This is a genomic window from Nocardia caishijiensis NBRC 108228, assembly GCF_001612825.1.
GTDB lineage: Bacteria > Actinomycetota > Actinomycetes > Mycobacteriales > Mycobacteriaceae > Nocardia > Nocardia caishijiensis.
The window spans coordinates 1-10,787 of record NZ_BDBE01000048.1 but is presented as its reverse complement, the minus strand read 5'-3'; the positions used below and the strand labels follow the sequence as shown (position 1 = coordinate 10,787).

Below are 10,787 nucleotides of genomic sequence, written 5' to 3'. Positions count from 1 at the left end.
AGTTAGACTATCCACGAATGGGGCGCTAAGCAAGAGGGGGTGAACGAAGGAGGCGACGGTGCGAATCTCGGAGTTGAGCGAACGCAGCGGCATCGCGGTGGCGACGATCAAGTACTACCTGCGTGAAGGGCTGCTGCCGCCCGGTGAACGCACCGGCCCCAACCAGGCCAGGTACGGCGATGAACATCTGCGAAGGTTGCGCCTGATCCGCGCCCTGATCGAGGTGGGCGGCCTGCCGGTAGCCACTGTCGGTGACGTACTCGAGGCCGTCGACACCCCCGACCTGCCGATGTTCAACTTGCTCGGCGTGGTGCAGGGCAGCTTGACCGCCCCCGCCCCATCCGCGTCCGATGCCGAGTGGGAGCGCGCCCACGAGACCGTGCGCGCGGAGATGGATCGCCGCAGCTGGTCGATGACACCGGCCGCACCGGCGATCGAGGCCCTCACCGCCGTCCTCGTGCGCGCTGCTCAGCTCGGATACCCCGACTGGGGCGAAAGCGCCCTGCCCGCCTACTTCGACGGCGCGCGCATCGTCGCCGAAACCGATGTCGCCACGGCCTTGGCGGCAGGCGAGCGCGATGCCATCGTCGACGTGGTCGTCGTCCACACCGTCCTCGGCGACACCGCCCTCGCCGCCATCCGCCGCATCGCCCAGGCCCAGGTCTCCCTGGAAACACTGGCGATGGGCACCGAACCCTCCACCTGATCTCGCACGAACACGGGTAACTCACCGGGTACGGGCAAACGTGCCCCGATACTCACCGCAAGACGCGTGGCAGGCCGGACTCAAATGGCCGAGTCCGGCCTGAATTCACGGAGAGGCGGAACAGCTCAGAGCAGGCGGGAGAGGAAGGACTTCGTCCGTTCGTGCTGCGGGTTGGACAGCAGCTCACGCGGCGGTCCTGACTCCACCACCACGCCACCGTCCATGAACACCAGCTCGTCGGCGACCTCACGGGCGAAGCCCATCTCGTGGGTCACCACCAGCATCGTCATGCCCGAGTCGGCCAGCTCGCGCATGACCGTGAGCACCTCACCGACCAGCTCCGGGTCCAGAGCCGAGGTCGGCTCATCGAACAGCATCAGCTTGGGATCCATGGCGAGCGCACGCGCGATCGCCACCCGCTGCTGCTGACCGCCCGAGAGCTGTGCCGGGTAAGCGTTGCGCTTGGACGACAACCCGACCCGCTCGAGCAGTTCCTCGGCCCGGGCCACCGCCTCGGACTTGCGGATACCGCGCACCTGGGTGGGTGCCTCGATGATGTTCTCGAGCGCCGTGCGATGCGGGAACAGGTTGAAATGCTGGAACACCATGCCGATGTCGCGGCGCTGGATCGCGGCCTCGCGCGGGTGCATCTCGTAGAGCTTGCCGTTCTTCTCCCGGTAGCCGACGAGTGCGCCGTCGACGTAGAGCCTGCCCGCGTTCACCTGCTCGAGGTGGTTGATGCAGCGCAGAAACGTCGACTTGCCCGACCCCGACGGGCCGACGAGGGTGAGCACCTTGCCCCGGTGCACCTCGAGCGAGATGCCCTTGAGCACCTGCAGCGCACCGAAGTTCTTGCACACCCGATCGGCGAGCACCATGGGAGGTGCGGTCACTGCTTCGCTCATTTCGCCTTCACCGCCGCCTGCGCCGTGGCCAGTTCCTCTAGCTGCTTGGCCGTCAGCTGCCGGGTGGCACCGCGCGAGTAATACCGTTCCAAGTAGTACTGGCCGACCATCAGCACGCTGGTGATCGCCAGGTACCAGGTGGCACAGACGAGCAGCAGCGGGATCGGCTGGAAGTTCACGCCGTAGATGTCGCGGGCACGGCCGAACAGGTCGGTGCTCAAGGGGATCGCGGTCACCAGCGACGTGGTCTTGAGCATGCCGATCAGCTCGTTGCCGGTGGGCGGGATGATCACCCGCATGGCCTGCGGCAGCACCGTGCGGCGCATGGTCTGCGTCCACGACATGCCGAGCGCCACCGACGCCTCACGCTGACCCTCACCGACGGAGTTGATGCCCGCGCGCACGATCTCGGCCATGTACGCGGCTTCGTTGAGGCCGAGGCCGATCACCGCGAACAGGAACGCGGCCTGCAGATTCTGCACGTCGATGTGGAAGAACTGCGGTCCGAACGGCACACCGAGGTCGATCTGCTTGTACAGCGACGGGACCAGACCCCAGAACACCAACTGCACGAACACCGGGGTGCCACGGAAGATCCACAGGTAGACCCACGCGGTGGTGCGCAACACCGGGTTCGGCGACAGGCGCATCACCGCGAGCACGGTGCCGAGGCCGACCGCGATCGCCATCGCGAGCACGGTCAGTTCCAGGGTGACGATCGCGCCCTGGGTGATGCGGCTGTCGAACAGGTACTTGCCGTAGGTGTCCCACTTGTAAGCGGGATTGGTGGCAGCGCCGTAGACGAACAATCCGACCAGGATCAGGATGATTGCCGCCGCGATCCAGCGACCCGGCCTGCGCAGCGGGACCGCTTTGATCGGTTCGGGTTCGGTGCCCGGTCCGGGCACCTCCACCGTCTCTTTCTCGTCGGTCACGTCAGCTCACTGCGCCGTTGATGACCGAGGTCTTGATCTGACCGTCCTGGACACCCCAGTTCGTGGTGATCTCGCCGTACTTGCCGTTGTCGATCAAGTGCTGCAGCGCCTTCTGCAGCGAGACCGCCAGCGGCGAGCCCTTCTGCACGGCCCAGCCGTAGGGCGCCGAGTCGAACAGCGGGCCCGAGGACTCGATCTTGCCTTCGCTCTGCTTGATCGCGTACGCCGTCACCGGCGAATCGGCCGACATGGCGTCGACCTGACCGAGGACCAGTGCGTTGGTCGCGGCGCTCTGCTCGTCGAACGGCTTCATATCGATCGCCGGTTTGCCTTCGGCGACGCATTTCGCGCTCTTGGCGGGAATCTCTTCGGTGTGCTCGACCGTAGTGGCCTGTACGGCGACTCGTTTACCGCACGCATTGTTCGGATCGATGGTTTTGCCGGTTTGCTGGGCCCACTGGATACCCGCGTTGAAATAGGTCGTGAAATCGACCTGCTGCTCGCGTTCGCGCGAATCGGTCATCGAGGACATACCCACGTCGTAGGTGCCCGCCTGGATCGCGGGAATGATCTTCTCGAACGCGGATTCCTGATAGTCGACCGTCAGTCCGAGCGTGGCGGCGACCGCGTCGAGCAGGTCCACGTCGAAGCCGACGATCTTGCCGCTGGCGTCCCTGTACTCGTTCGGCTGGTACGGCACGTTCACGCCGACGACGATCTTGCCTGCTTGCTTGACCTTGTCGGGCAGCGTCGCGGCGATGGCGTCGACCTTCTCGGCCGAGACCTTGGTGACCTCGGTGGTATCGCCCTCGGTGTTTTCCGCGCAGCCGGTCAACACCATCGCGCCCACGGCGGCGGTACAGAGCAACCGCACGGCACCGCGGCCGAGCACAGTTCGAACAGACAAAGGAGCCTCCACATTTCACGTCGACGCCGGCCACGTGTCAGCGCCTGTTTGGCAATGTATGCGAACCGGACACAGCGTGGTGCGACAGTAACCGAAGATTAATCAGCGAATGTGAAAGGGGTGGGTTCACCTCCGGTGCACGCGGGCGGCGACCTGTTCGGTGAATTCGCTGGTCGAAGCGAGGCCGCCGAGATCCGCGGTGGCGATTCCGGCGGCGAGCGTGGCCGCGATCGCGCCGGAGATCCGGTCCGCCGCGGCATTCAACAATCGATTTCCGTCACGAACTCCCAACCAGCGCAACAACATCGCCGCCGACAGTTGCAACGCCACCGGGTTCGCCCGATTGTGCCCGGCCAACCCGGGTGCGGCACCGTGCACCGCCTGCGCCATCGCCTTCGTGTCGGAGCAGTTGAGCGAGGGCGCCATGCCGAGCGACCCGCTCAGCTCGCCCGCCAGGTCGGACAGGATGTCGCCGAAGAGGTTCTCGGTGACGATCACGTCGAACTCGCCGGGCGCGCGCACGAGGTGCGCGGCCATCGCGTCGACGTGCGCGTCGTCGACCCGGACGTCCGGGTACTGCTCGGCAACCTCGTAGCACACATCGCGGAACAGCCCGGTGGTCATCGGGAGCACATTCGCCTTGTGCACCACCGTGACCCGCTTGCGACGCCCCCGCGCCAGCCGCAGCGCCTGATGCGCGATCCGCTCACACGCCCGCCGGGTGACCACCGCCACCGCCATCGCCACCTCCTCGGTCGGCTTGAACTCCCCCGACCCGGCGAACATGTTGCGATCGGCGTAGAAACCCTCGCTGTTCTCCCGCACGATCACCAGATCGATATCGGGCGCCGTGGCCCGCACCCCGGCGAACGCGGCGGCGGGCCGGATATTGGCGTAGAGACCGAGGCGTTTGCGGATGGCACCGCCCGGCGCCACCCGCAGGTCCGCCGGGTAGGAGGCGTTGTCGTGCGGGCCGAGGATCCAGGCGTCGAGCTCGCCGAGAGCGGTGAGGGTCTGTTCGGGCAGCGGGTGACCGAACGCGGCGATGGCGTCGTGGCCGATCCGCAGCGGCACCCAGTCCACCGGTGCGAGACCGGCCGCGCCGATCGCCTCGTCGACCACCGTGCGGGTGGCGGCCACCACCTCGGGGCCGATGCCGTCACCGTCGATCACTCCGAGCCGCAGGCTCGCCTTCGTCGCGTTCACGCGCTCCATCCTCACCCCTGCCATGTCGTTGCCGATACCCGGACATGCCGGAGCGACTAGGTTTGCGGATCATGGTGCAGTCGGTGGAGCTCCTCCTGGACGACACGAGCGAGGCCGAGGTCCGAGGACAATGGGCACGACTGGCGGGCCTCGGCCTCGCCGCCCCGCGAGACGACACCCATCGACCGCACATCACCGTGGCCGTGGCACGCGAGATCTGGCCGAGTATCGACCGGGCGTTGGCGGACCTCGACTTCGCACCGGTGCCGATCCGCCTCGGCGGACTGCTGATCTTCGGTGCGCGCAGACCGGTTCTCGTGCGGGCGGTGACCGTCACCGAGGAACTGCTCGACCTGCACCGGCGGATCGACACGATGGTCCAGGCCTGCCCCGGGATGCCCGCGAACACCCGACCGGGCGCTTGGATGCCGCATGTGACCCTGGCCCGGCGCGTGGCCCCCGAACAGCTCGGTGCTGCGGTGAACGCGGTGGCCACCGACCACGAATTTCCGGCCGTTGTGGTGGGCATTCGCCGCTGGGACGGGGACGCGCGCCGAGAGCGCGTGGTAATCGGTGGAAGATAGAGGGACGCCGAGGCGTTACAGCCGAGGACACCGACAAGGAGAGGACGTCATGGCCACCCAGACGCTGACCCAGCAGAACTTCGACGAAGTCGTCACCGGGAACGACGTGGTACTCGTCGATTTCTGGGCATCCTGGTGCGGTCCCTGCAAGAGTTTCGCACCGACCTTCGAGGCGTCGTCGGAAAAGCACGCCGACGTCGTCTACGGCAAGGTCGACACCGAGGCCGAGCAGGGGCTCGCCGCCGCCGCCAACATCCGGTCGATCCCGACCATCATGGCCTTCCGCGAGGGCGTGCTCGTGTTCGCCCAGCCCGGCGCGCTGCCGCCCGCCGCGCTCGAGGACTTGGTGACCCAGGTCAAGGGCCTGGACATGGACGAGGTGCGCAAGCAGATCGCCGAGCAGCAGAACTCCCCGGCCGAATAGGCGCCTGCTCGACCACTGAAACGTGAAGGGCCCGTTCACCTTTCGAAGGTGAACGGGCCCTGGCGGTTCGAGGTCAGTTCGCGAGCAGGTTGACGCCCGCGATCATGGCGCGCACGGTCGATTCGGCGCCCCCGGCGCCCATCGCCGCGGCCCAACCGCGCTTGCCGTTGAACTCGCATTGCACGAACGTGGCGATACCGGTGTCGGTGCGGCGCTGGTGAAAGCGCAAGATCTCGAGGGGGTAGCCCTCGTCGTAGAGCGCGGAGGTCATCGCGGCGACCGGGTTACCGGCCGCGATGACGGTGCGCAGGTGGCTGCCGAGTTCCAGGGTTGCGGTGAAATCCGTTCCGGAACAAGTGAATTCGCCGAGCGAGACCGGTCCGGCGATGCGGATGTAGCGGTCGGCGAAGGTGGCGGGGTCGAGGTCACGGAGCTCGGTGCGCAGGGCCTTGGGCGCGGCGTCGAGCATGGCATGGTCCAGTGTGAGCAGTGTCATTGCAGGTGAGGTCTTCCCGAAGATGTCTTCGTTGGCAGAGGGGACCAGCAGTACAAAGAAATCAGCCCGCAGCGAGGGGGCCGGTCCGAATCAGACCCCGCTACGGCGGGTTACTACGAGAAGAATCTGCCGTGTGGCAGCCGGCGCGGTCTGCGCGGCTGCGACCGCGCGGTCGCGGTGAGCGACAAGCAGCGCGGCGAAGCGGTCGGCGGGATTCGGCACGACTACGACAATAGGGGCGTCGTCGCGAAACCGCAACCTTGTTTCCCGCTCGACGTGTCTACTGGTGAGTACCATCACTGCAGCTCAGAGACCACTCGTCGGACCCGGGTTCGATGAAGCGCGGAACCGGTGTATCGCTTGCTGCCGGTGTCAGTCGGCGGCGCGGGCAGGCAGTGGGGCCACCGAGGCCAGGGCGCGCGCCGAGCCGTCGACGTCCATCTGCATCCGCAGCCCGTCCGCACCGACGCTGGTGCGCAGGACGACCTTGTCGCGGGCCATCACCGGGCCGACGTGTTCCACGATGGCCCGGTAGGGCAGTTCGTGGCTGTCGGGGTGGGCGGCGAGGGTTTCCTCGACGGCTTCCCAGTAGACGGCGTTGTTGACGTGGCCGAGGCGGTCGACGTCGGTGACGCGCAGCGGGAACGGCACTGTCTCGACGTCGAGGTCGTCGAGTTCGGCGAGCGCGGCCTTCCAGCGCAGACGGTGCTCGGTGGTGCTGGCCAGCATCGGCGCCATGAACGCGTCGGTCATGCGGGCAGGGCGCCCGGCGACGGGGTCGATGTGGATCAGGAACGCGGCCGCCTCGATGTGCCCACCCCGCTCGCCTTTCAGCTGGATCCGCATGTCACACCAGCGGTTCGACAGCGAGTCGGCCCAGCGTCGCAGCTGCACGCGATCGCCGAACATGATCGGTTCGTACACGTCGACGACCGTGCGTCGCACGATCCAGGCCTGGTGGACGTCGCCGTCCTCGACCGCGTCCAGGTGATCGAAACCGATGTCCTGCAGGTAGCGCGCCACCGCGTCGAGCCGCAGCCGGTCCTGGTCGTCGGTGTCGCCCAGGCGGACCGGCCACGACCGCGCGAAGGCCTGCGTGATGTCGAGGCAGTCGGGCAGCGGGGTGGGGATCACGTCGGCAGGCATGAGCCGATGCTGTCACACATCGTGGCCGCCGTCCGAGGACGACTCGCGAGTCGTGCGGGCTCACAACCGCGCGGACGGCGCGTTCACCTCTCGGCGGCCGATTTGATCCCGTCGAGGTGGGCGGTCCACATCTGCCGGGAGTGTTCGGCCTCGGCTTCGGTGGCGTTGTTGTCCTGGCTCAGTGACAGGTGGGTCGTCGTGTCGTCGCCGGTGAGCTCGTAGGTGAGGGTGTGGTAGTTCTCCGGCCGATCGGGCTGACCGCTCAGCGGGCTGTAGTGGGTCATCCGCAGCACACGGCCCGGTTCGACAGCGAGGATCTCGCCTCGGTCCTCATACGCGGTGCCCTGGTACTCGCCTTTCCAGGTGATCGAACTACCCGGCCGCCAATCGGTGCGCACCTCGGCGCCGAACATGAACTCGCGGATCTGCGCAGGGTCGGTCAGCACCTCCCACACCCGGTGGGGAGAGGCGTCTACGTCGGTCCGCACGGTCGCGACGAATCCGGTCATGATGCTCAACTCCTTCGGTCGATCACCACCACCCTACGACCGCGACCGGCACGCTGTCTTGGACGAACGCGCCAGGTCGCGGCCGGTGAGCTCAGTGCGCGGCAGCGTCCCAGCTGCGGCCGGTGCCCACCGAAACGGTGAGCGGAACCGACAGCTCGATCGCGTTCGACATCTGTTCGCGCGCGAGAGCTTCCAGCGCTTCGCGCTCACCCTCGGCCACCTCGAAGACGAGTTCGTCGTGGATCTGCAGCAGCATGCGCGAACGCAGACCCGCATCCCGAACGGCGGTGTGGACATTGATCATCGCGACCTTGATGATGTCGGCGGCCGTGCCCTGGATCGGGGCGTTGAGTGCCATCCGCTCGGCGGACTCGCGGCGCTGCCGGTTGCTCGAGTCCAGATCGGGCAGGTAACGGCGACGACCGAACAGGGTCTGGGTGTAGCCGACCTTGCGGGCCTGGTCGACGACATCGGAGAGGTAGTCGCGGATACCGCCGAAACGGTCGAAGTAGACCTCCATCTGATCCTTGGCCTCGGCGGTGCTGATCTTGAGCTGGGCGCTGAGGCCGTAGGAGCTCAGACCGTAGGCCAGGCCGTAGGACATCGCCTTGATACGGCGGCGCATCTCCGGCGTGACCTCCGAGAGCGGGATGTCGAACGCCTTGGACGCGACGAAGGTGTGCAGGTCCTCGCCCGAGTTGAACGCCTCGATCAGGCCCGCGTCGCCCGACAGGTGCGCCATGATGCGCATCTCGATCTGGCTGTAGTCCGCGGTCATCAGTTCCGAGTAGCCGGGACCGACGACGAAGGTGTCGCGGATCATCCGACCGGTGTCGGTGCGGATCGGGATGTTCTGCAGGTTCGGTTCGGTCGAGGACAGGCGACCGGTCGCGGCGATGGTCTGGTTGAAGGTGGTGTGCACCCGGCCGTCGTCGGCGACCGACTTGAGCAGACCGTCGACGGTGACCTTGAGCCGAGTCGCGTCGCGGTGGGCGAGCAGGTGTTCGAGGAAGGCGTGACCGGTCTTCTCGAACAGCGATTCCAGCGCGTCGGCGTCGGTGGTGTAACCGGTCTTGGTGCGCTTGGTCTTGGGCATGTCGAGTTCGTCGAACAACACGACCTGCAACTGCTTGGGTGAACCGAGGTTGATCTGCTTGCCGATCACGTCGTAGGCGGCGTTGGCGGCCTCGGTGACGCGGTCGGCGAACTGCTGCTGCAGGTTCTCGAGCTGGGTGACGTCGACGGCGATGCCCGCCTGTTCCAGCTCACCGAGCACGCCGAGCAGCGGCAGCTCCATCTCCTCGAGCAGCGCCGTGGATTCGATCGTGGCCAGTTCCGCATCCAGGGCGTCGGCCAGGTCGGCGACGGCGCGGGCGCGCAGCATCTCCTCACGGGCGATCCCCTCCGCGACGCTGTCCTCGTCGTCGAGCAGCGACAGCTGGGTCTGCTCGCTCGTTTCGGCGCGCAGCTCGCGCTTGAGGTAGCGCAGCGACAGATCGTCGAGGTTGAAACTGCGCTGACCTGGGCGGACCAGGTAGGCGGCCAGCGCGGTGTCGGTGGTGAGCCCGGCCAGCGTGAAACCCCGCCCGCGCAGTGCGTGGCCCGCCGACTTCGCCTCGTGCAGCGCCTTGGGGACCGCCGGATCGGCGAGCCAGGCCGCCAACGCCGTCTCGTCTTCGGGCGTGAGTACGGTCAGGTCGATGTAGCCGCCCTCACCGTCGGCCGCCGCGATGGCGAGCGCCCGGGCCTCACCGTGCACCGGTGTGCCCGCGCCGACGATCGAGAGCCCGTGACGCACACCGGCTCCGGCGTGCTCGGCCAGCCAATCCGCGACCGCGCCCTGGTCGAGCGCGCCGCCGCTGATCTCGAAACCCGATTCCGCTTCCGGCTCCGGGGAACCGAGGGTGTCGAACAGCCGGTCGCGCAGCACCCGGAATTCCAGATCGTCGAAGAGCTGATGGATCTTCTCGCGGTCCCAGGGCGCCTTGATGAGCTGATCCGGGGTGTAGGCCAGCGGTACCTCGCGCACCATTTCGGTGAGCTGCCGGTTGAGGACCACACTCGACAGGTTCGCGCGCAGCGCGTCACCCACCTTGCCCTTCACCTGGTCGACCCGCTCGACGAGGGTGGCGAGATCACCGTATTCGCGGATCCACTTCGCCGCCGTCTTCTCCCCCACTCCCGGAATGCCCGGCAGGTTGTCGCTCGGGTCGCCGCGCAGCGCCGCGTAGTCCGGGTACTGCGCCGGGGTGAGCCCGTACTTCGTCTCCACCTCGGCCGGGGTGAAGCGGGTGAGATCGGAAACACCCTTCCTCGGGTACAGCACCGTGACGTCGTCGTTGACCAGCTGGATCGCGTCACGGTCACCGGTGACGATCAGGACCCGGTACCCCTGCGCCTGCGCCTGCGTGGTGAGCGTGGCGATCACATCGTCGGCCTCGTAGCCGTCGATCGCCATCACCGGGATGCCCATGGCCCCCAGCACATCCTTGGTGAGCTCGACCTGACCGCGGAACTCGTCCGGAGTCGCACTGCGGTTGGCCTTGTACTCCGGATACGCCTCGGTGCGGAACGTCTTGCGCGACACGTCGAAGGCCGCCGCCACGTGCGTCGGCTGCTCGTCGCGCAGCAGATTGATGAGCATCGACGTGAATCCGTACACCGCGTTCGTCGTCTGGCCCGTGACGGTTTTGAAGTTCTCCGCCGGTAGCGCGAAAAACGCGCGATAGGCGATCGAATGCCCGTCGAGCAGCAGCAGTGTTGGCCGCTCGCCGTCCGCGGCAGTGGTCGTAGTCGATGCCTGAGCAGTCGTCGGTGAACTCACCCGCATGAGTGTAGGGACACCCACCGACAGGGGCGGCATCTGCCGGGTCGGCGCGTGCGGTCTGGTTGGAGGGCGTTGCGTGCTGGGCTGTTGGCGGGGCGTTACTCGAGTGCGCCACCTACCGCGCTTCCAGCCACACGGCACC

At 67.2% G+C, this 10,787-nt stretch carries 11 protein-coding genes; 3 read left to right on the top strand and 8 right to left on the bottom strand.

Annotation, left to right across the window (positions count from 1 at the left end):
• The first annotated feature begins 58 nt into the window (after positions 1-58).
• Positions 59-706 (top strand): MerR family transcriptional regulator, encoded by a 648-nt coding sequence (locus NC7_RS25430; RefSeq protein ID WP_067987577.1) that lies wholly within the window; start codon positions 59-61, stop codon positions 704-706.
• A 125-nt stretch (positions 707-831) separates the two neighbouring features.
• On the opposite strand, the gene NC7_RS25425 is transcribed toward NC7_RS25430, so the two are convergent.
• The 4 genes from NC7_RS25425 to NC7_RS25410 form a co-directional block, all read right to left on the bottom strand.
• Positions 832-1,584 (bottom strand): amino acid ABC transporter ATP-binding protein, encoded by a 753-nt coding sequence (locus NC7_RS25425; RefSeq protein ID WP_157102179.1) that lies wholly within the window; start codon positions 1,582-1,584, stop codon positions 832-834.
• A gap of 23 nt (positions 1,585-1,607) precedes the next feature.
• Positions 1,608-2,546, bottom strand: coding sequence for an amino acid ABC transporter permease (locus tag NC7_RS25420; protein WP_067987570.1), 939 nt, complete (start codon positions 2,544-2,546; stop codon positions 1,608-1,610).
• 1 nt (position 2,547) lies between these two features.
• A complete protein-coding gene (locus NC7_RS25415; protein ID WP_236573655.1) occupies positions 2,548-3,387 on the bottom strand; it encodes an ABC transporter substrate-binding protein in 840 nt (279 codons plus the stop codon).
• Positions 3,388-3,579: 192 nt separating this feature from the next.
• Positions 3,580-4,668 carry an isocitrate/isopropylmalate dehydrogenase family protein gene (locus tag NC7_RS25410; RefSeq protein WP_067987564.1) on the bottom strand — a complete coding sequence of 363 codons (1,089 nt, stop codon included), beginning with the start codon at positions 4,666-4,668 and terminating at the stop codon, positions 3,580-3,582.
• A gap of 74 nt (positions 4,669-4,742) precedes the next feature.
• Here NC7_RS25410 and NC7_RS25405 point away from each other — a divergent pair, with 74 nt between their 5' ends.
• Together NC7_RS25405 and trxA are read left to right on the top strand one after the other, a co-directional pair.
• A complete protein-coding gene (locus tag NC7_RS25405) occupies positions 4,743-5,243 on the top strand; it encodes a 2'-5' RNA ligase family protein (RefSeq protein ID WP_236573648.1) in 501 nt (166 codons plus the stop codon).
• 49 nt (positions 5,244-5,292) lie between these two features.
• Positions 5,293-5,667, top strand: a complete 375-nt coding sequence (gene trxA / locus NC7_RS25400) for a thioredoxin (RefSeq protein ID WP_067987560.1) — start codon at positions 5,293-5,295, stop codon at positions 5,665-5,667.
• 73 nt (positions 5,668-5,740) lie between these two features.
• On the opposite strand, the gene NC7_RS25395 is transcribed toward trxA, so the two are convergent.
• The 4 genes from NC7_RS25395 to polA form a co-directional block, all read right to left on the bottom strand.
• Positions 5,741-6,163, bottom strand: a complete 423-nt coding sequence (locus NC7_RS25395) for a 2-keto-3-deoxygluconate kinase (protein ID WP_067987556.1) — start codon at positions 6,161-6,163, stop codon at positions 5,741-5,743.
• 372 nt (positions 6,164-6,535) lie between these two features.
• Positions 6,536-7,309, bottom strand: a complete 774-nt coding sequence (locus tag NC7_RS25385; protein WP_067987549.1) for an acyl-[acyl-carrier-protein] thioesterase — start codon at positions 7,307-7,309, stop codon at positions 6,536-6,538.
• Between the two features lie 83 nt (positions 7,310-7,392).
• Positions 7,393-7,818, bottom strand: coding sequence for an SRPBCC domain-containing protein (locus tag NC7_RS25380; RefSeq protein WP_067987547.1), 426 nt, complete (start codon positions 7,816-7,818; stop codon positions 7,393-7,395).
• A gap of 91 nt (positions 7,819-7,909) precedes the next feature.
• Positions 7,910-10,648, bottom strand: a complete 2,739-nt coding sequence (polA, locus tag NC7_RS25375; protein WP_067987543.1) for a DNA polymerase I — start codon at positions 10,646-10,648, stop codon at positions 7,910-7,912.
• Between the last annotated feature and the right edge of the window lie 139 nt (positions 10,649-10,787).

Coding starts and splice junctions, on each gene's coding strand:
- NC7_RS25415 (WP_236573655.1), bottom strand. CDS start 3,387: ATGGTGTTGACCGGCTGCGCGGAAAACACCGAGGGCGATACCACCGAG.
- NC7_RS25380 (WP_067987547.1), bottom strand. CDS start 7,818: ATGACCGGATTCGTCGCGACCGTGCGGACCGACGTAGACGCCTCTCCC.
- NC7_RS25425 (WP_157102179.1), bottom strand. CDS start 1,584: ATGGTGCTCGCCGATCGGGTGTGCAAGAACTTCGGTGCGCTGCAGGTG.
- polA (WP_067987543.1), bottom strand. CDS start 10,648: ATGCGGGTGAGTTCACCGACGACTGCTCAGGCATCGACTACGACCACT.
- NC7_RS25385 (WP_067987549.1), bottom strand. CDS start 7,309: ATGCCTGCCGACGTGATCCCCACCCCGCTGCCCGACTGCCTCGACATC.
- trxA (WP_067987560.1), top strand. CDS start 5,293: ATGGCCACCCAGACGCTGACCCAGCAGAACTTCGACGAAGTCGTCACC.
- NC7_RS25410 (WP_067987564.1), bottom strand. CDS start 4,668: ATGGAGCGCGTGAACGCGACGAAGGCGAGCCTGCGGCTCGGAGTGATC.
- NC7_RS25395 (WP_067987556.1), bottom strand. CDS start 6,163: ATGACACTGCTCACACTGGACCATGCCATGCTCGACGCCGCGCCCAAG.